At 36.9% G+C, this 19,129-nt stretch carries 22 protein-coding genes; 21 read left to right on the top strand and 1 reads right to left on the bottom strand.

The features are described from left to right. Positions 1-47 precede the first annotated feature (47 nt). The 11 genes from rpsP (at position 48) to LJD61_RS00420 (ending at position 6,858) form a co-directional block, all read left to right on the top strand. The gene (rpsP, locus tag LJD61_RS00470) at positions 48-293 is read left to right on the top strand and encodes a 30S ribosomal protein S16 (protein ID WP_255225537.1); all 246 of its coding nucleotides are present in this window, start codon (positions 48-50) and stop codon (positions 291-293) included. A gap of 21 nt (positions 294-314) precedes the next feature. Next, a complete protein-coding gene (locus LJD61_RS00465; protein WP_255225536.1) occupies positions 315-542 on the top strand; it encodes a KH domain-containing protein in 228 nt (75 codons plus the stop codon). Positions 543-592: 50 nt separating this feature from the next. Beyond that, the gene (rimM, locus tag LJD61_RS00460) at positions 593-1,096 is read left to right on the top strand and encodes a ribosome maturation factor RimM (RefSeq protein WP_255225535.1); all 504 of its coding nucleotides are present in this window, start codon (positions 593-595) and stop codon (positions 1,094-1,096) included. Beyond that, a complete protein-coding gene (gene trmD, locus LJD61_RS00455; RefSeq protein ID WP_255225534.1) occupies positions 1,097-1,834 on the top strand; it encodes a tRNA (guanosine(37)-N1)-methyltransferase TrmD in 738 nt (245 codons plus the stop codon). Positions 1,835-1,942: 108 nt separating this feature from the next. Beyond that, positions 1,943-2,284, top strand: a complete 342-nt coding sequence (rplS, locus tag LJD61_RS00450; RefSeq protein WP_255225533.1) for a 50S ribosomal protein L19 — start codon at positions 1,943-1,945, stop codon at positions 2,282-2,284. Between the two features lie 344 nt (positions 2,285-2,628). Then, positions 2,629-3,486, top strand: coding sequence for a ribosome biogenesis GTPase YlqF (gene ylqF / locus LJD61_RS00445; protein WP_255225532.1), 858 nt, complete (start codon positions 2,629-2,631; stop codon positions 3,484-3,486). A 9-nt stretch (positions 3,487-3,495) separates the two neighbouring features. Further along, positions 3,496-4,134 carry a ribonuclease HII gene (locus LJD61_RS00440; protein ID WP_255225531.1) on the top strand — a complete coding sequence of 213 codons (639 nt, stop codon included), beginning with the start codon at positions 3,496-3,498 and terminating at the stop codon, positions 4,132-4,134. An 11-nt stretch (positions 4,135-4,145) separates the two neighbouring features. After that, a complete protein-coding gene (locus tag LJD61_RS00435; RefSeq protein WP_255225530.1) occupies positions 4,146-5,603 on the top strand; it encodes a hypothetical protein in 1,458 nt (485 codons plus the stop codon). A 1-nt stretch (position 5,604) separates the two neighbouring features. Further along, a complete protein-coding gene (locus LJD61_RS00430; protein ID WP_255225529.1) occupies positions 5,605-5,889 on the top strand; it encodes an EscU/YscU/HrcU family type III secretion system export apparatus switch protein in 285 nt (94 codons plus the stop codon). Next, positions 5,882-6,265 (top strand): YraN family protein, encoded by a 384-nt coding sequence (locus tag LJD61_RS00425; protein WP_255225528.1) that lies wholly within the window; start codon positions 5,882-5,884, stop codon positions 6,263-6,265. The genes LJD61_RS00430 and LJD61_RS00425 overlap by 8 nt, the downstream gene beginning before the upstream one ends. A gap of 29 nt (positions 6,266-6,294) precedes the next feature. After that, positions 6,295-6,858 carry a class I SAM-dependent methyltransferase gene (locus tag LJD61_RS00420; protein ID WP_255225527.1) on the top strand — a complete coding sequence of 188 codons (564 nt, stop codon included), beginning with the start codon at positions 6,295-6,297 and terminating at the stop codon, positions 6,856-6,858. 7 nt (positions 6,859-6,865) lie between these two features. Here LJD61_RS00420 and LJD61_RS00415 read toward each other — a convergent pair whose 3' ends face one another. Next, positions 6,866-8,395, bottom strand: coding sequence for a YifB family Mg chelatase-like AAA ATPase (locus LJD61_RS00415; RefSeq protein ID WP_255225526.1), 1,530 nt, complete (start codon positions 8,393-8,395; stop codon positions 6,866-6,868). Between the two features lie 188 nt (positions 8,396-8,583). Here LJD61_RS00415 and dprA point away from each other — a divergent pair, with 188 nt between their 5' ends. From dprA to fliF, 10 genes are all read left to right on the top strand, one after another. Then, the gene (dprA, locus tag LJD61_RS00410; RefSeq protein ID WP_255225525.1) at positions 8,584-9,660 is read left to right on the top strand and encodes a DNA-processing protein DprA; all 1,077 of its coding nucleotides are present in this window, start codon (positions 8,584-8,586) and stop codon (positions 9,658-9,660) included. A gap of 79 nt (positions 9,661-9,739) precedes the next feature. Further along, positions 9,740-11,830, top strand: coding sequence for a type I DNA topoisomerase (topA, locus tag LJD61_RS00405; protein WP_255225524.1), 2,091 nt, complete (start codon positions 9,740-9,742; stop codon positions 11,828-11,830). Positions 11,831-11,832: 2 nt separating this feature from the next. Beyond that, a complete protein-coding gene (gene trmFO, locus LJD61_RS00400) occupies positions 11,833-13,140 on the top strand; it encodes a methylenetetrahydrofolate--tRNA-(uracil(54)-C(5))-methyltransferase (FADH(2)-oxidizing) TrmFO (RefSeq protein WP_255225990.1) in 1,308 nt (435 codons plus the stop codon). Between the two features lie 105 nt (positions 13,141-13,245). Then, positions 13,246-13,776, top strand: a complete 531-nt coding sequence (gene hslV / locus LJD61_RS00395; RefSeq protein WP_303740610.1) for an ATP-dependent protease subunit HslV — start codon at positions 13,246-13,248, stop codon at positions 13,774-13,776. Positions 13,777-13,786: 10 nt separating this feature from the next. Beyond that, entirely contained in the window at positions 13,787-15,178 is a 1,392-nt protein-coding gene (gene hslU / locus LJD61_RS00390; RefSeq protein WP_255225523.1) for an ATP-dependent protease ATPase subunit HslU, read from the top strand. A gap of 19 nt (positions 15,179-15,197) precedes the next feature. Continuing rightward, entirely contained in the window at positions 15,198-15,974 is a 777-nt protein-coding gene (gene codY, locus LJD61_RS00385) for a GTP-sensing pleiotropic transcriptional regulator CodY (protein WP_255225522.1), read from the top strand. Positions 15,975-16,369: 395 nt separating this feature from the next. Next, the gene (gene flgB, locus LJD61_RS00380; RefSeq protein ID WP_255225521.1) at positions 16,370-16,777 is read left to right on the top strand and encodes a flagellar basal body rod protein FlgB; all 408 of its coding nucleotides are present in this window, start codon (positions 16,370-16,372) and stop codon (positions 16,775-16,777) included. Positions 16,778-16,782: 5 nt separating this feature from the next. Further along, the gene (gene flgC / locus LJD61_RS00375) at positions 16,783-17,226 is read left to right on the top strand and encodes a flagellar basal body rod protein FlgC (protein ID WP_255225520.1); all 444 of its coding nucleotides are present in this window, start codon (positions 16,783-16,785) and stop codon (positions 17,224-17,226) included. A gap of 15 nt (positions 17,227-17,241) precedes the next feature. Next, complete coding sequence (gene fliE / locus LJD61_RS00370; protein ID WP_255225519.1) at positions 17,242-17,535, top strand: flagellar hook-basal body complex protein FliE; 294 nt, start codon at positions 17,242-17,244, stop codon at positions 17,533-17,535. Positions 17,536-17,554: 19 nt separating this feature from the next. Then, on the top strand, positions 17,555-19,126 hold the full coding sequence (gene fliF, locus LJD61_RS00365; RefSeq protein WP_255225518.1) for a flagellar basal-body MS-ring/collar protein FliF: 1,572 nt from the start codon (positions 17,555-17,557) through the stop codon (positions 19,124-19,126). Positions 19,127-19,129 lie beyond the last annotated feature (3 nt).

The raw sequence follows: 19,129 nt of genomic DNA, 5'->3' as shown, positions 1-19,129 counted from the left end.
CAATCGTTATCAATTAGCACAATACATACTTAAAAGGAGGTGAAAAAATGGCAGTAAAAATAAGACTTAGAAGAATGGGAGCCAAAAAGGCACCTTTTTACAGAGTTGTAGTCGCTGACTCAAGATCTCCAAGAGATGGCAAGTTTATTGAAGAGATAGGTTACTATAACCCAATAACAGAACCATCTGTGATAAAGATCGATGCTGAAAAAGCTAAAAAATGGTTAGCAACCGGAGCACAGCCCTCAGACACTGTAAAAACACTGTTGAAGAAAACAGGAATAATAGAATAAAATCAATTGGGAGTGTTGAGCTTGAAAGATTTGATTGAAGTAATCGCAAAGGCCTTGGTCGATAAACCTGAAGAAGTTAAGGTTAAAGAGATCGAAGGGGACAGATCAATCATTATAGAGTTGACAGTTGCTCCCGAAGATATGGGAAAAGTGATTGGAAAGCAAGGCAGAATAGCAAAGGCTATAAGGACTGTTGTAAAATCAGCAGCAGCCAAAACGGATAAAAAAGTGATAGTAGAAATATTATAATATGGGGGCTAATTGCAACCTCCATATTATAATCTATTACAGGTGAGATTATGTTAGAATATATAAGCATTGGTCAAATTGTAAACACCCATGGCCTCAGAGGTGAAGTGAAGGTTTATCCGCTGACGGATGACATCCGGAGGTTTGACAGGATAGATTCGGTATATATTGAAGAAAATAATGATTTAATAGCTCTTGATGTAACCGATGTAAAATATTTGAAGAACATGGTTATAATCAAGTTTGAAAATATCGATGATGCTGAATCTGCAGAAAAATTGAGGAACAGATATATCAAAGTTCATAGAAAAGATGCTGTGAAGCTGCCTGAGGATACGTTTTTGATTTGTGATTTAATCGGGCTTCAGGTATTTACAGCAGCTGGTGTTTATCTTGGAAATGTAGCAGATATAATACAGACCGGCAGCAATGATGTGTTTGTTGTGAGATCTGAAGACAAAGAGGTTTTGATACCAGGCTTGAAAAGTATATTTAAAAACATAGACTTTGAAAGTAAAAAGATAATTGTTGAATTGCCGGAAGGTTTGGTATAGATGAGATTTGATGTGATCACCCTCTTTCCAGAAATGTTCGAAGCCGTTTTAGGAACCAGTATAATAGGCAGAGCTAGAAAGAATGGTGCGGTAGACTTAAATTTTCATAATTTAAGGGATTATTCTCAAGATAAGCATAAAAGGGTAGATGATTATCCTTATGGAGGCGGACTTGGGATGGTGATGCAATGCCAGCCCATATTTTCAGCAGTGGAGGAAATAAGCAAAATGCTGAAGGGCAGTCCTCATATATTGCTTATGAGTCCAAAAGGAAGGACATTTTCCCAAAATAAGGCCAAAGAGCTTCTGCAGCATGATAACATAATTATCATATGCGGCCATTATGAAGGTATAGATGAAAGAGTTGTTCAAGGCTTGGTAGATGAAGAAATTTCTATAGGGGATTTCATATTAACAGGTGGAGAGATAGCGGCTATGGCTGTTATAGATGCTACTGCCAGATTATTGCCGGGAGTATTAAAAGAAGAGGATTCATACAATATTGAGACTTTTAGCAATGGACTGCTGGAGTATCCGCAATACACCAGGCCTGTAGAGTATAAAGAGATGAAGGTCCCGGATGTACTCCTTTCCGGACACCATGAAAACATAGAAAAATGGAGAAAATATCATTCAATAAAGGATACTTATATTAAAAGGCCAGATATGTTAAATGTATCTGCTTTAACCAAAGAAGAAAAAAAGATGTTGGATCAGATCATTGAGGAAGAAAAATAAATCTTTAATTTTGTTGCATATAACCTATCTATATGATATAATTTCAATGTTATAACGGGCGGTCCGCTATCTGAGTATATGAACGTCTATGAGGGAAGGAGGGACACCATGGATTTGATAAAATTGATTGAAAGCGAACAAATGAAACAAAATATACCTGACTTTAATGTTGGTGATACCGTTAGAGTTTTCGTTAAGGTTGTAGAAGGCTCACGTGAAAGATTACAGGCTTTTGAAGGCTTTGTGCTGAAGAAACAGGGCGGAGGCTTGACAGAAAACTTCACCGTAAGAAGGGTTGCTTATGGAGTAGGCGTTGAAAGAACTTTCCCGATTCACTCGCCTAGAATTGATAGAATTGAAGTTGTAAGAAGAGGTAAAGTTAGAAGAGCCAAGCTTAATTATATGAGACAAAGAGTAGGTAAGGCAGCAAAAATTAAGGAAGTTTTGTAATAAAGTGGCTGATTGATATATCAGCCTTTATTTTTTGTCCCAATAGTAACTTTACTGCTTTGTTGTGTTTGCTGATAACGATTGCAGAGCTCCGAAGCTAAGACTTTGTAAGCTTGCATAGGGTTGCGTCAAAACTCGCATGTAGCGTTTGTCATTACTGTTAAAACTCAAGTAAATTATGTGGTTTTCTGATTTGCCTATATTTAGGCTCAAACAGTTGACGCAACTGTTCCTATACTTCGCTAACAAACTCTAAGCTCCTTCACAATGTACTCTTTTATCAGCAAACACAACTAAGGTGAATTGCATAGGGCAAACGATTTACAACTTGGAAGGTGATTTTTATGAATATTCAATGGTACCCGGGTCATATGGCTAAAGCTCGAAGAAAGATTGCGGAAGAATTAAAATTGGTCGATATAGTCATTGAGCTTATAGATGCCAGAATACCTATAAGCAGCAGAAATCCCGAAGTAGATAACATTGTAGGAAATAAAAAAAGAATAATAGTACTTAATAAAAGCGATATGGCTGATCCTGAGATTAATAACATGTGGAAGAAGCACTTTGCTCGAATAGGAATTACAGCAATATTGGCAAATTCCAATAAGGGAACAGGACTTAAAGATATACTGAGCGAGAGTAAAAAACTTATGAAGGATGAGCTTGAAAAGCTAAGAAAAAAAGGCTTGCTTCATAAAACTATCAGAGCTCTTGTCATAGGCATACCTAATGTAGGCAAATCTACCCTGATAAACAAATTAGCTAACAGAAGCATCGCTCAAACCGGTGACAAGCCGGGTATAACCAAAGCAAAGCAATGGATCAGGATCAATAATGATTTTGAGCTTTTGGATACCCCGGGCATATTATGGCCTAAATTTGACGATGAAACAGTCGGCCTGCATCTTGCTCTCACAGGGGCCATTAAGGACGAAATACTGAATATTGAAGGGCTGTCAAAAAAATTTATAGTAAAGGCATTGAATGAATTTCCCGATAAATTGTATAAGAGGTATAATATAGAGCTTGATCAAGATGCCGATGTAGAATCGATCATGAATATTATTGGGAGGAAAAGAGGATGTCTCCTGCCTGGCGATGAGGTTGATATAAACAGAACTGCTTCGTTGATTTTAGATGATTTCAGAAGCGGCAGAATCGGTTTAATAACCTTGGAAAAGCCAGAGGATATCTTCTAAAAGCAAAACATGACTGTTAAATTTAAATATGATGAAAAAGAAAAAGCCAGGTTGGAAAAAATGTGGGAGTATGAGCGTATATGCTGCGATAATGGCTTTAAACTGATAGCAGGGCTTGATGAAGCGGGCCGGGGCCCTTTGGCGGGGCCAGTAGTGGCTGCTGCCGTCATACTGAATAGGAATGTTGTGATACCTGGAATCAATGATTCAAAAAAGCTTTCTGAAGCCAAGAGAGAATACCTTTATGATGAGATAAAGGACAAGGCTGTATCGGTAGGTCTGGGTATAGTTGATGAGAAAACCATAGACGAAATAAATATTCTGCAAGCTACTCTGATGGCTATGAGAATTGCGATAGAAAATTTGAGTATAAAGCCTGATTATCTCCTGGTTGATGCAGAGCGGATAAATTATGTAAAAATACCCCAGCTTGCCATAGTCAAAGGCGATAGCTTAAGCATTTCGATCAGCGCAGCTTCAATAATCGCAAAGGTTGAAAGGGATAGAATTTTGACCAGCTATGATAAAGAATACCCTGAATATGGCTTTGGAAAGCATAAAGGTTATGGGACAAAGCAGCATATGGATTGCATAAGGAAATTCGGACTGCTGCCAATACATAGAAGAAGTTTTACAAAGAATTTTTAGTTGGTGATCAAATGCGTATTACATCTATATATAATGATATCCAGTCTCAAAGCGGTGAACGATTTGCAAGATCATTAAAAATAGGCGATGTGATAAAGGGAAGAGTTGTCGGAACCGGTGAAGGCAGGATTATGTTAAAAATATCCGCAGAGCAGACTATTAACGCTGTGGTTTTAGCAGATATGCCTATAGAAAAGGATGCAATAATTGAAATAATCATCAATAAAGTAACTGATGATAAGATTTACGCACAAGTTATCGAACAAAGCTGCTGTGAAGAAACATCTAAAAATGAAGTGTTAAATATTTTGAAAAGCATTGGAGTTGCTGACACAGAGCTCAATACAGATGTTTTTAAAGCCCTCATTGCCCATAGGCAGCCGGTCAATAAAGAAGTTATAGAATATGTTAATTTTATAATCAAAACCGCAGAGCTTTATAAAAGAAATGATATAAAGGATATTCTAAATTTAATATTTGCTGAAAAGGATATTTTAAATACCCCGGTTTATAAATTAGTTGATTTGACTCCTTCTCTGGATACGAGCTCTGTGATTGTTGCCGATGGTTTAGAAAAGGATTTTACCCAAGGGCCTATGGAAGATATTATAAAGGCGATTTCAGAAAACAGTGAATTGGATGAAACCTGTCTCATAAAGCTTGAACAGCTTGTAAGCGTAGCGATGAAGACGGCAGATTCGATAAAAAAGACAGACATAGGATTGCTTGTGTCTATGCTATCAAAAAATATCGAGATCACGGCAGAAAACTTATATATATATAATGAAATAAATTCAAAGAGAGAAGTCATATCTGAATATATAGGTAAAGTGCTAAAGCATCTCATGGATTCTGAGGATCCAAAAGCGCAACTGATTTTAACCAAGCTGAATGAAGTATTTTTAAAGCCGGAAGAATTAGATGAGAATAATGTAAAGCCAGAGTTTAAAAAGCTGCTGAATCTATTGATACAGTTGGAGTCTTCTATAGGTGACGATGATAAAAATAATTATGAGATAAGAGATGCCCTGATGAATTTGCGAAATTTCGTCAATATTATAAAATCAATAAACAGCAATATGAACTATATACATATTCCGATAATAGTCAATAACAAACAGACGGATGTCAAAATTTTTATTTATGAGCGGGGTAAAAGAAATAAAAAGATTGATGTTTCAAATACCAGCATTGCAATTTGCTTAAGCACTGATAATATAGGATATGTCGAAGGCTATATTGAGATAAGAGATAAGAATATCAATGTTATTTTCAAACTAGATAACAAGTCGGCCTCAGATACAATAAATAATCATAAAGAAGTATTGATAGATGCATTGAGGTCAAAAGGCTACAGCATAAGTATCCATGCCGTTGAAAAAAAAGATGAACCCATTGGCCTTGCCCATGTGGAGGAAATATTAAATCCGAAAGAAGTTCCCAGATATAGCATTGATGTGAGGGTATGATATGAAAAATAGTACGAAGCCGATTAAAAAGGCCGCAGCCTTGTCTTATAATAAAGGGGATATTGCTCCCAAGATCACCGCCGCAGGCAAAGGGATAATAGCTGAGAATATAATAAAAGCTGCTGAAAAAAATAAAGTACCAATATTCCAGGACAAAAATCTGGTAGATAGTCTTTTAGGCTTTGAATTAGGAAGCAATATCCCTCCGGAGCTATACGTCGTTGTTGCTGAGGTTCTAGCCTTCGTGTCATATATAGATAGATCAAGGGGAGACAAGAATGCTTAACAAGAAAACTCTGGGAGACATTGGTGAAATTGCAGCAGTTCAGTACTTGGAAAGCCAGGGCTATAATATAATAGAGAAAAATTTCAGATGTAAATTGGGAGAAATAGATATCATAGCTTCAGATAACGATGTGATCGCATTCATCGAGGTTAAGACAAGAAGCTCTGAGCTGTTTGGCCAACCAGGAGAAGCTGTTAACCATCATAAGCAGAGAAAAATAGTAAAAACAGCCTTAGCCTTTATTAGCAATAAAAAGCTATATGATTGGATGTGCCGTTTTGATGTTGTGGAAGTCATAGCAGATGATTCTGGAAATGTGATCAATATAAATTTGATAAAAAATGCCTTTGAATATAGCGGAAAATACGGTTATTGAACGAGACTTCATTCAGAAGGAGTAGGTATATGTTTTTAAAAAATGCTCTTGATATATCACATAGAATTATTGAAATGATCGTTGCAAAAGGAGATGCTGTTGTGGATGCTACTGCAGGAAACGGCAATGATACACTGTTTCTTGCGAAGCTTGTAGGCCTTGAGGGAAAAGTATTTGCTTTCGATATACAGGATATGGCTTTAGAAAATACCAGAAAAAGGCTGGCAGACGATGATGCGGACAAGTCAGTAATTCTGATAAAAGACAGCCATGAAAACATGGATATGCATGTGCCAAAGGGGATTAAGGCAGTTATGTTTAACCTGGGCTACTTGCCCGGAGGCGACCATTCTGTCGGAACAAAAGCAGCCAGCACAATAAAAGCAATAGAGAAGTCTCTGGCCTTGCTGGAACCGGGCGGGGTAATCATGATAGCGGTTTATTACGGCGGCGATAGCGGCTTCGATGAGAAGGAAGCTATCATGGAATACGTTAAATCAATAGACTATAAAAAAGCAGTTGTCCTTGTTCATGAATTCGTAAATCAGATTAACTGCCCTCCAATTGCAATCTGCATAGAAAAATGTAGTTGATAAGCTGTCAAAGCATATATTTTTTATCCAGGCTCCTATGCTGTATAGCCTCGGCGATATGACCGGTATTGATGTTTTCAGAGCCCTCCAAGTCTGCAATAGTTCTGGCTACTTTTAATATCCTGTTGAATGCCCTGGCGCTCAGATTAAATTTTTCAAAAGCAGTTTTGAGTATCGCTTTTTCTTCCGCTCCAATTTTGCAATATAAATTGATCTGTCTGGGCTTTAATTGGGAGTTGAAATATATGCCGTCTTTAGAATATCTTTTCATCTGGATTTCCCTGGCCTTGTTGATTCTTGCTTTTATCGATGAGGAGCTTTCGCTTTTGATTTCATCGCTCAAATCATTAAACTTTACAGGTTTAACTTCAACGTGCAAGTCAATTCTATCCATCAATGGTCCTGATATTTTTCCGATATAATTTTTGATTTGAGATGCGCTGCAGCTGCACCTGTTGCTTTCATCACCAAAATATCCGCACGGACATGGGTTTACTGAGGCTATAAGCATAAATTTTGCAGGGTAAGTGATAGTTCCGTTTACCCTGGATATAGTGACGCATTCATCTTCTAAAGGCTGGCGCAGAACTTCCAGAACATGCTTGGGGAATTCGGGCATTTCATCAAGAAATAAAACCCCAAAATGAGACAGAGATACTTCTCCGGGCTTGGGAATTCGTCCCCCTCCCACCAATGAGGCGGCCGAGATTGTATGATGGGGAGAACGGAAGGGCCTTTTAAATATCATGCTCTCATTTTCCTTAAGAAGGCCTGCCACGCTATAAATCTTGGTAACTTCAAGACTTTCTTCAAAGCTCATATCAGGCAATATGGATGGAAGCCTTCTGGCAAGCATGGTCTTTCCTGAACCGGGAGGCCCAATCATCAGGACATTATGGGATCCGGCAGCTGCAATTTCCAATGCTCTTTTTACAGTGTGCTGACCTTTGACATCTTTGAAGTCCCAATCATCAAATTTAGTAAGCAGTTGCTGCTCTAATGAGGATACAGTTGGTTCGATAGATAGAGAGCCATTAAGAAAGTCTACTATTTCTATCAGATTATTAACTCCAATAACATCTATACCGCTTACTAATGCAGCCTCCTGAGAGCTTTCATTGGAGGTTATGATCCTTGTAAATCCTTGCCTTTTAGCTTCCATACACATAGGTAAAATTCCCTTTACGCCTTTTACTGTGCCATCCAGTGAAAGCTCACCCAGAAATACAGTGCTGTTTACCTCTGCCTCCGGAAAATACATGGAAGATACCAATAATCCTGCGGCAATAGCCAAATCAAATACAGATCCCTCTTTTTTAATGTTTGCAGGAGCAAGGTTGATAGTTATTCTTTTTTGAGGGAATTGCAGCTCAGAATTTTTTATTGCTGCTCTTACCCTTTCTTTGGATTCTTTAACCGTAGCATCAGGCAATCCCACAATATCAAAACCGGGAAGGCCATTTGACAAATCCACCTCTACTTCAACAATATATCCATTAATACCATAAATTGAACAGGAATTAACTTTATGTATCATCAAATCGCTCCAATCTAATCTGTTGCTACTTACATATTCCATAAAAGAATCAAATTACCTGCAAAATAATTGCCGCATAATGAAGAATATTTGGATATTTGCAAAATTTACAGTATTATTATATTATTGATAACTTTTTGTGATGAGGTATAATTTTCTCATAATCATTATTTATTACGGAGGTAGAAATGGAGGATAAAAAATATAGCCTTTGGTTATCGGGATTGCCGCAAATAGGATCAAGAAGGTATACTGCACTCATAAAATATTTTGGTAGTGCCAAAAGAGTTTTTGAAAGCAGCAGAAATGAATTGTTTGAATCCGGCATACTAAACGGAAAATTAATTGACTTGATAATATCGAAAAGAGATATTGACAAAATTGATAGATATTTAAAAAAAGTGAAAGAAAATGATATAAAAGTCTATACTATAGACGAAGAAAGTTATCCGCAAAATTTAAAAAATATTTATGATCCACCTCCTGTGCTATATGTGAGAGGAAACATTGAAAGCGGCGATGAGTGTGCGATAGCCGTAGTGGGCTCAAGAAAAGCTTCGGATTACGGGCTAAAAACCGGAGAAAGATTAGGAATGGAGCTTGCAGAGGCAGGCATAACAGTAATAAGCGGAATGGCTTTAGGAATTGATTCTGCAGCACATAGGGGTGCATTAAAGGCAGGCGGAAGAACAATAGCGGTATTCGCATGCGGCTTGAATTATGTATACCCCAAAGGCAACTATAATTTAGCTAAGAAGATAATTAAGCACGGAGCAATTATTTCCGAATACCCTCTTGGTATAGCGGCGGCTCCCCAGAACTTTCCTGCAAGAAACAGAATAATAAGCGGCATGTCAAAGGGTGTTGTGATAGTAGAAGCAAATGAAAAGAGCGGCTCTCTGATCACAGCAGATTTTGCCCTTGAACAAGGCAGGGACGTATTCGCCGTACCAGGCAATATAGGTGCTCCAAATAGCAGAGGTACCAATGAACTTATCAAGAACGGAGCAAAGTTGGTTTCCTGCATTGATGACATATTGGAGGAGTATGGAATACAAACAATTGATTTTAAAACTTCTGCGAGTAGTGAAGCTTTTGATGAAATAGAACAAAGCATATTAACTTTTATTAGCGGATCAGGCAGAAGTATGGACGAAATCATTGAACATCTGGGGTCGGAAACCGGATTGATATTATCCAAAACCGTTCAACTGGAGATAAAAGGAAGGATTAAAGAAATAGATGGAATTTATTATGGCTGTTAGTGTATAATTATGTAGGCTTTGATTATATATTTGAGTTCTGATATAATCAATATTGATTTTTTAAATGGAGTGAAAAGTGTTGAAAACATCATTAGTTATTGTCGAATCACCGGCAAAAGTTAAAACTATAAAGAAATTTTTAAGTTCAGGTTACAAAGTTGAGGCTACTATGGGACATATAAGAGATTTGCCCAAAAGTCAGCTTGGCATAGATATAGAAAAAGGTTTTGAACCTAAATATATAACTATAAGAGGTAAAGGACAGACTCTTGACAGATTAAAGAAGGAAGCCAAGGGTTGCGATAAAATATATTTAGCTACTGACCCGGATAGAGAAGGAGAAGCAATATCATGGCATTTATCTAAAATTTTGGATATTGACCCCAAAGATAATTGCAGAATAGAATTTAATGAAATTACAAAAACTGCTGTTCAAACTGCTATAAAGAAGCCTAGAAGCATAAATATGGATTTGGTAGATGCTCAACAGGCTAGAAGAGTTCTGGATAGGCTGGTAGGATATAAAATTAGCCCTTTGCTTTGGAAAAAGGTAAAAAAGGGATTGAGCGCCGGCCGGGTTCAGTCGGTGGCAGTAAGATTGATATATGATCGTGAAGAAGAGATAAGAGCTTTCGTTTCAAAAGAGTATTGGGATTTGAATGCAAAGCTTCTTGATAACAAATCCAAAAAAACTATAGATGCGAAATTTTACGGTAATAATGAAAGCAAAATAGAGATTGGTTCTGAAGCTGAAATGAAAGAGCTGCTGAAAAGATTAGAGGGAGAAGATTATATAGTATCAAAGATAAAAAAAGGCGAAAAGAGAAGAAATGCCCCTCTGCCCTTTACCACTAGCAGCTTGCAGCAGGAGGCCTATAGAAGATTAGGCTTTTCAACGAAAAAAACAATGATTGTCGCTCAGCAATTATATGAAGGCATTGACATTAAAGCTGAGGGTACAATTGGCTTAGTGAGCTATATAAGAACAGATTCTACAAGGCTGTCTGAAGAAGCCAAGAAGGATGCCAAGGACTTTATTCTGGATAGATATGGAGAAAAATACTATAAAAAAAATAGTGCGCAAGCCAAAACGGATAAAAAAGTTCAGGATGCTCATGAAGGCATAAGGCCGACCTCTGCCTTCAGAGAACCAAATATGATCAAAGATTCCTTAGATAAGGATCAATTCAAGCTGTATAATTTGATATGGAACAGATTTATTGCCAGTCAAATGGAGCCGGCAATATATGATACTGTGACAATAGATATAAACGCAGGGGATTACTTGTTTAAGGCTACAGGCAGCAATATAAGATTTTTAGGTTTTATGCTGGTATATACAGAAGGCAAGGATGACAAGGAAGAAGACAAAGATATAATATTGCCCGAATTGTCTGAAGGGCAGATAGTGAAATTAAAAAAGCTGGAACCCAAGCAGCATTTCACAGAGCCGCCCCAGAGATACACAGAGGCAACTCTGGTAAAGGTTTTGGAAGAGAAGGGCATTGGAAGGCCCAGCACTTATGCGCCTATAATATCCACTATATTGGCCAGAGGCTATGTGATAAAGGATAAGAAATATCTTGTCACCACTGAATTAGGGGAAACAGTGACCAAGCTTTTAATTGACAACTTTAAGGATATAGTTAATATAGAATTCACGGCAAATATGGAAAAGGATCTGGACAATATTGCTGATGGAGACCAACAATGGGTAGAGGTTATAAAGAAGTTCTATTTACCCTTTAAAAAGGTATTGGAATTGGCAGAAGAAACCATAGGCAAAATAGATATTCCGGATGAAGTAAGCGATGAAATATGCGAGCTTTGCGGAAGGAATATGGTATATAAAATGGGGAGATACGGGAAATTTCTTGCATGCCCCGGATTCCCCGAGTGCAGGAATACAAAGCCTATTGTTGAAAGCACGGGAGTCAGCTGCCCAAAATGTGACGGAGAATTGATCGCAAGGAAAACAAGAAAAGGCAGAAAATTTTATGGCTGCAGCAATTATCCGAATTGTGATTTCACTACCTGGGATGAACCCACAAAGGAAATTTGCCCAAAGTGCAAAAGTCATCTGGCAAAAAAACTGAACGGTAAACAGATAATGTACAAATGTATGAATCCAAATTGTGATTATGAGAACAAAATTGAAAAAAAGGTGTGACTATCTTGACAAAAGTTAAAGTTATAGGCGGAGGCCTGGCAGGCTGTGAAGCCGCATGGCAAATTGCAAATTCAGGCATTAAGGTTCAGCTGTATGAAATGAGGCCTAAGAAAATGACACCGGCTCATCACACAGGCATATTTGCGGAGCTGGTGTGCAGCAATTCGTTAAGATCGAATCAGCTGGAAAATGCTGTTGGCTTGTTGAAAGAAGAGCTGAGGATGCTTAAATCTTTGATTATTGAAAGTGCGGATAAGAATATGGTGCCTGCAGGCGGGGCTCTAGCTGTTGATAGGGATAAATTTTCAATTTATATAAGTGATAAGATAAAATCTCATCCCAATATTGAAATAATTAATGAGGAAGTAACGTTTATACCAGAGGATGAATATACTATAATCGCCACCGGTCCTTTGACTTCTGACAATTTATCAAAAAGTATAAGAGAATACCTGGGAGAAGATTACTTATATTTCTATGATGCTGCAGCACCAATCGTTGCATATGACTCCATAGATATGGACAAAGCATATAAGGCATCACGATATGGAAAGGGAGAAGATGATTATATAAATTGCCCTATGGATAAGGCTGAATATGAAAACTTCTATAAAGAGTTGATCAGTGCCGAAACCGCAGAATTGAAATATTTTGAAAAAGAAACTGTGTTTGAGGGCTGCATGCCTGTGGAGGTAATGGCTTTAAGGGGTCCTATGACCTTGCTTTTTGGACCTTTAAAGCCTGTTGGTCTGCTCGATCCAAGGACTGGGGAACAGCCCTATGCTGTAGTTCAATTAAGGCAAGATAATCAAGAGGGTACACTGTATAATATAGTAGGCTTTCAAACTCATTTAAAATGGCCGGAGCAAAAAAGAGTTTTCTCTTTGATTCCGGGCCTCGAAAATGCTGAATTTGTTCGATATGGGGTTATGCACAGAAATACTTTTATTAATTCTCCGAGAATACTTAAAAACACCTTGCAAACAATAAGGAATCCAAAGCTCATGTTTGCAGGTCAGATAACCGGGGTTGAGGGCTATGTAGAATCTACTTCTTCAGGCATGGTTGCCGGAATCAATATGAGCAGAATTATACAAGGCAAAGATGCTATAGAATTTCCCAAAACTACGGCACACGGAAGCCTATGCAGTTATATAACGGATAGGACGATCAAAAGCTTTCAACCTATGAATGTAAACTTTGGTATATTTGAGCCTTTAAAAATCAAATATAGAAATAAGCAGGAAAAAAATCGGGAGTATTCCAAGATTGCATTGGAAGAACTGGATGATATAATAAAAAGTTTCTAAAAATGTTGATTATAGATACTTATTATGTTAGTATTTACTTTGAAAAAGTTTTAGATTTATAAGAATATTTCAAATATTTGCTAAAAAATCATGTGGAGGATTTTTATGTTTAACGGGACAACCATAGCTGGGGTTTTAAAAGATGGAAAATGCGCAATTGCCGGCGATGGACAAGTGACCTTCGGACAAAATACTATTATAAAATCTACTGCAAAAAAGATACGCAGATTATATAATGGAAAAGTTTTAGTTGGTTTTGCCGGATCTGTATCGGATGCGTTTACGCTATCAGAAAAATTTGATGAAAAACTGGAGCAGTATGGAGGAAATCTAAAACGAGCTGCTGTTGAATTGGCTAAAGAATGGAGAAAAGACAAGGTGCTTAGAAATCTTGAAGCTATGCTGATAGCCGGGGATAAAGAAACCCTTCTGGTTGTGTCCGGCAGCGGAGAGGTGATTGAACCTGATGAAGGCGTCATAGCTATCGGATCAGGAGGAAACTATGCATTAGCTGCAGCGAAAGCATTATATCATAATACAAATTTGAATGCGGAAGAAATAGTCCGGAAATCTCTTGAGATAGCTGCATCCATATGTGTCTATACTAATAATAATATAATTGTTGAAGTCATCTAGGAGGTTTTTTATGGTTGAACTAACTCCAAAGCAGATTGTAGAAGAATTAGATAAGTATGTAATCGGCCAGGAAGGCGCAAAAAAATCTGTTGCAGTAGCACTTAGAAACAGATTCAGGAGAAATTTGCTTCCGGATGAAATAAAGAATGAGATCACTCCCAAAAACATTTTGATGATAGGTCCTACAGGAGTTGGGAAGACCGAGATAGCCAGAAGGCTTGCAAAGCTTGTTAATGCTCCTTTTATCAAGGTCGAGGCGACTAAGTTTACTGAAGTAGGATATGTAGGGCGTGATGTGGATTCTATAGTCCGAGATATAATTGAAACTTCAATCTGGATGGTTAAAGCAGAAAGAAGCCAGGAGGTTCAAGAGAGGGCTTATGAGCTCGCTTTAGAGCAAATTGGAAAAGTTCTGCTTCCTTCACCGGGAAAAAATAAAAAGGATAACAATCCTTTTGAAGCATTATTTAATTATTCATCGAGGGAAGCTGAAGCAGCAGACCCGGAAGAAGATGAAAACATAACGATGAATAGATTTTATATTAAAGAAAAGATAAGAAAAGGGGAATTAAGCGATCAAATCGTTGAAATAGAGGTGGAAGATAATTCATCTTCAACAATAGATATGTTTTCCGGAGTTGGTATTGAGCAGATGAGCATAAACTTTCAAGATATGCTTGGAAGCATATTTCCCCCAAAGCTAAAGAAAAAAAAGATGCTTGTAAAAGATGCAATAAAAATACTGACTCAGCAAGAAGCCCAAAAGCTTATCGATATGGATAGTGTTATTGATGAAGCCATTATGAGGGCAGAGGAAAGAGGCATCATATTTATTGATGAGATTGATAAGATAGCAGGCAAAGGATATTCTGCCGGCCCTGATGTTTCGAGGGAAGGGGTTCAGAGGGATATATTGCCTATTGTGGAAGGCAGTACGGTAATGACAAAATATGGTCCTGTAAAGACTGATTATATGCTGTTTATTGGAGCCGGAGCTTTCCATGTTTCAAAGGTATCTGATTTAATTCCGGAACTGCAGGGAAGGTTTCCTGTCAGGGTTGAATTGACCAGCTTGACTAAAGAAAATTTCCGGGAAATATTGACCAAGCCGAATAATGCTTTAATAAAGCAGTATAAAGCATTATTGCATACGGAGGGACTGGAAGTAGATTTTGAAGAGGAGGCAGTAAATGAGATCGCAGAAATAGCAGCTATTATGAATGAAGAATCAGAAGATATTGGAGCAAGACGACTTTACACTGTTATGGAAAAACTGTTTGAAGAGTTGTCTTATAATGCTTCAGAAATGACAGACAAGAAATTTACTATAACCAAAGAATATGTAGAGAAAATATTATCTAGTAACATCAAAGAAAAAGATACAAGCAGATACATCATATAAAGTAGGAGGAATCTATAGCATGACACTATTGGAAAAAGTAAGAAAAGTAAACAAAGTACTGCAGATGACAGGTCATCAACCAGTGCCTTTCAATGAACTATGCAGCATTATAAGCGAGGTTCTTAATGCAAATGTATATATTATAAGCAGAAAAGGCCGAGTTCTAGGTTATGGCCTATGCAGACCTATGGAATGCACTGTGATCAGCAAAGAAGTATTGGTAGATAAAAGGTTTCCGGAGGATTATAATAACTCCCTGTTAAACATTACAGAAACTCAGGCTAATATTCTAAAAAATGATAATCTTTGTGTAGTGGACAGCAGTAAAACTTGTACTATGGACTTTAAGTACTCTACTATCGTGCCTGTTTATGGAAGTGGAGAGAGACTGGGGACAATGATGCTTGGCAAATTTGAAGATGAATTCAAAGAAGAAGACTTAGTTTTATTAGAGTATTCGGCTACTGTAGTAGGCATGGAAATACTTCGATCTAAACAAGAGGAAATAGAGGAGGAAGCAAGAAAGAAAGCTGTTGTTCAGATGGCAATTGGTACCTTATCATATTCTGAGCTTGAAGCTGTAGAACATATATTTAAAGAGCTTGATGGCAATGAAGGGTTGCTGGTGGCCAGTAAGATAGCCGATAAAGTTGGAATAACCAGATCGGTGATCGTTAATGCATTGAGAAAGTTTGAAAGTGCAGGAGTAATCGAATCCAGGTCTCTTGGAATGAAAGGGACACATATAAAGATTTTAAATGATAAGCTTATTGATGAGCTTAAAAAGCTGGGATAAAATTGATAGCGGTAAAAAAGTAGGAAAGTGAAAAGACTTTCTTACTTTTTTTATAGTCCATAGAAAGTATAAATTTGCATTAGAATAGGACAAAAATCTTCCTTATTTTTAAATAATGCTTCAATGGAAGTTTTTTTATTTTATTGGCAGAATTGAAAAATATGTGAATTTTGTATAATAAATAGAACTTTGTATCCATTTACTGTATTCAAAAAAAAATTTATAATTGTTTTTAGGTTGAAATTTATCAAAAAATGGCTTATTTTATCATCATGTTAATATTGTCTTAACACAGAAATAACATAAGAAATATGTCAATATACTTTTAAAATAAGAGGAATTACATATTTAGTGTCGAAATAGCTATTTTAGGAAATAAGAGGAGAAGATGTTTTATGATAGATAGAATAAACAAACAAACTGCTTTAATGGAAAGGGCTCTTGACGCATACTGGATCAGAAATGAAGTAATTTCCAGTAATATTGCAAACTTTGAAACCCCGGGATATAAAAAGTTCAGAGTTAATTTTGAAACCTTGCTTAATGAAGAGCGAGAGAAGTTTTCTATTTCTTCCATTGACAAAAATCCGAAATTTCTCCCTATAGGAAAGGACAGACCATTGTTAAAAGAGATGACAATAACAAGAGATCATAGCACTTCAATGAGAAAAGACGGAAACAATGTTGACATTGATGAAGAAAATGCTGAGCTCACAAAGAATTCTATAAAATACAATGTTGTATCAAACCAACTTGCTAAAGAACTGAGCTTGTTAAAACAAGCAATTAACGGAGGGAGGTAAATAACTTGGGTTTTTTAGACTCAATTAATATTAGTGCTTCAGGATTGACTGCAGAAAGACTTAGAATGGACATTATTTCAAAAAACATTGCTAACGCTAATACTACAAGAACTTCTAATGGCACTCCATACAGAAGACAACTGGTCATATTTGAAGAAGCCGGCATAGGTCAGCCTTTTAGCAGCTTTTTAACAAAAGCTCAGAACAAGTTTGAAAAGTCTGGTGTAAAGGTCAGTTCCATTGTAGAAGATGAATCTGAATTTAAGCTGGTTTACAGCCCAGGCCACCCTGATGCAGATGAGAAGGGATACATAAAGATGCCTAACGTAGATGTTATGGTAGAGATGGTAAACATGATCTCCGCTACAAGAGCATATGAAGCAAATGTTACATCTATAAATTCTACTAAAAATATGGTGATGAAGGCTCTTGACATAGGGAAGATATAGTAGGAGGAGAGAACATTGAAGATAGACTTTTCAAACATCAATAATTTGAGAACACCAGATGCCTTTAATCGGAATAATAAAGAGAATGATATATCTTTTAGCAAGATTTTAGAAGATAATATTGAGAAGGTTAATCAATTACAATTGGAATACCAAAATTTAAATAACCAGTTGGTCACAGGAGAAATAGACAATGTTCATCAGGTTATAGCTGCGTCACAAAAAGCCGAGTTGGCCCTTCAATTTACTATACAAATACGCAATAAAATTTTAGACGCATATAACGAAATTATGCGGATGCCTATTTAATTGAGGGGTGATTGACTAAATGGGTGAAGCAATCAAGAAAATTCGAGATAACCTGAATGAATTTTGGCAAGGACTTGATAAAGGTCAGAAAACAAGAATCGCAGTCATATCAGCATTATCAATTATACTGATAGTAAGTATAGGGGTACTTTCAGCCATACCGAGGTATCAGGTATTGTATCCGAATCTTGATGCTAAGGATGCAGGAGAGATAAGAGAAAAACTTAAAGAAATGAAAATACCTGTGAAAATTGATGGAACGACCATACTGGTGCCTAAAGATAAAGTTGATGAAGCCAGGATTACTCTTGCTATGGGTGGTTTGCCTAAAAATGATTTCATATTCCCAGAAATATTAAAATCTTCTTTTAATGATACTTCAGAAGATAAAAAACAGAAATATGTTATTTATATGCAAAATCTTATTGCTAATGGAATTAAATCATTGGATGGTGTTGAGTGGGCGCAAGTAAATATATTTATACCTGAAGATAATGTGTTTGTTTTAGAAAGCAATAGATTGGATTCCAGTGCCAGTGTCATAGTTAAAATGAAGCCGGGCTTTCAAAGCCTGGATCAAGTTCAGGTGAATGGAATTGTTCAATACATATCAAAAAGCGTTAAAGGTTTAAAGGAAGATAACATATCCATTATTGATGAAACAGGCAGAGCATTGAAGTCTGAGGGAGAAAGCTTCAACGCTCAGGTAAATACGCAGATGGAAATGCAGGAAGCCACAAGGCTCAGCATCCAAAATAGCGTAAAGAAATTTCTAGAATCAGTTTTTGGAATAAACAATGTGAATGTGATGACTACTGTAAAGCTGAACTTCAATAATGAGGTAGAAAATAAGAAAATATTTGAACCTGTTAATAAAGAGAATAACACGGGAATTGTCAGAAACATGGAAGATATTAAAAAGGAATGGGTTAACGGAGGGGCCGGGGGTGTACCGGGTACCGACAGCAATATAGAAATCAATACTTACCCTCAGGTTGATGATTCCAAATCAAACTATAGCGAAGCAAGCAATATTGTAAATTATGAAATCAATGAAACTCAAAAACAAATTGTTAAAGAGCAAGGAAACATTGAAACTTTTTCAATATCTGTTTTGATCAATAAAGGCACTCTTAAGGGCGATTCACTAGCTAATCTTGATGAGCTAAAAAATGAAGTAAAAGATTTGGTAAAGTTTGCGACTCAGGGGCTAAGTATGCAGGTCTCACCTATTGATGAGAATATACATATTCAGATAATGGATTTTGATACAACATTAAAAGATCAAGTTGAGAACGCTATGATGGAAGAGGCAAAACAAAAGAGAAATCAAATGCTTATTATGCTCGGTTCTGCTGTGGCAGCTTTACTCATATTTGCTTCTGCTTTGATTGTTTTGCTAAAAAGACGCAAGGATGCTAAAAGAGAAGAAGATATTGGAATCGCTCTTAGCAAAATAGAAGAAGCATCGGAAATCAGCGATATTGAAATAGAGGATAAGAATGAATTAAAGAAAAAGGTTGAGAAATTTGTTATGCAGAAGCCAGAACAAGTAGCACAGTTGTTGAAGACCTGGCTAAATGAAGAGTAGGAG

The sequence above is a fragment of the Lutispora saccharofermentans genome (assembly GCF_024363565.1).
Taxonomy (GTDB): domain Bacteria; phylum Bacillota; class Clostridia; order Lutisporales; family Lutisporaceae; genus Lutispora; species Lutispora saccharofermentans.
The sequence above is the reverse complement of the archived record's forward strand: the minus strand, read 5'-3'. Positions and strand labels throughout refer to the sequence as shown.

Excerpts from the sequence above, each read along its gene's own strand:
- hslV (WP_303740610.1), top strand. The coding sequence starts at position 13,246 with ATGTTTAACGGGACAACCATAGCTGGGGTTTTAAAAGATGGAAAATGC.
- codY (WP_255225522.1), top strand. The coding sequence starts at position 15,198 with ATGACACTATTGGAAAAAGTAAGAAAAGTAAACAAAGTACTGCAGATG.
- rpsP (WP_255225537.1), top strand. The coding sequence starts at position 48 with ATGGCAGTAAAAATAAGACTTAGAAGAATGGGAGCCAAAAAGGCACCT.
- dprA (WP_255225525.1), top strand. The coding sequence starts at position 8,584 with ATGGAGGATAAAAAATATAGCCTTTGGTTATCGGGATTGCCGCAAATA.
- LJD61_RS00415 (WP_255225526.1), bottom strand. The coding sequence starts at position 8,395 with ATGATACATAAAGTTAATTCCTGTTCAATTTATGGTATTAATGGATAT.
- hslU (WP_255225523.1), top strand. The coding sequence starts at position 13,787 with ATGGTTGAACTAACTCCAAAGCAGATTGTAGAAGAATTAGATAAGTAT.
- LJD61_RS00420 (WP_255225527.1), top strand. The coding sequence starts at position 6,295 with ATGTTTTTAAAAAATGCTCTTGATATATCACATAGAATTATTGAAATG.
- ylqF (WP_255225532.1), top strand. The coding sequence starts at position 2,629 with ATGAATATTCAATGGTACCCGGGTCATATGGCTAAAGCTCGAAGAAAG.
- rimM (WP_255225535.1), top strand. The coding sequence starts at position 593 with ATGTTAGAATATATAAGCATTGGTCAAATTGTAAACACCCATGGCCTC.
- flgB (WP_255225521.1), top strand. The coding sequence starts at position 16,370 with ATGATAGATAGAATAAACAAACAAACTGCTTTAATGGAAAGGGCTCTT.
- LJD61_RS00430 (WP_255225529.1), top strand. The coding sequence starts at position 5,605 with ATGAAAAATAGTACGAAGCCGATTAAAAAGGCCGCAGCCTTGTCTTAT.
- LJD61_RS00440 (WP_255225531.1), top strand. The coding sequence starts at position 3,496 with ATGACTGTTAAATTTAAATATGATGAAAAAGAAAAAGCCAGGTTGGAA.
- LJD61_RS00425 (WP_255225528.1), top strand. The coding sequence starts at position 5,882 with ATGCTTAACAAGAAAACTCTGGGAGACATTGGTGAAATTGCAGCAGTT.
- rplS (WP_255225533.1), top strand. The coding sequence starts at position 1,943 with ATGGATTTGATAAAATTGATTGAAAGCGAACAAATGAAACAAAATATA.
- fliF (WP_255225518.1), top strand. The coding sequence starts at position 17,555 with ATGGGTGAAGCAATCAAGAAAATTCGAGATAACCTGAATGAATTTTGG.
- trmD (WP_255225534.1), top strand. The coding sequence starts at position 1,097 with ATGAGATTTGATGTGATCACCCTCTTTCCAGAAATGTTCGAAGCCGTT.
- LJD61_RS00435 (WP_255225530.1), top strand. The coding sequence starts at position 4,146 with ATGCGTATTACATCTATATATAATGATATCCAGTCTCAAAGCGGTGAA.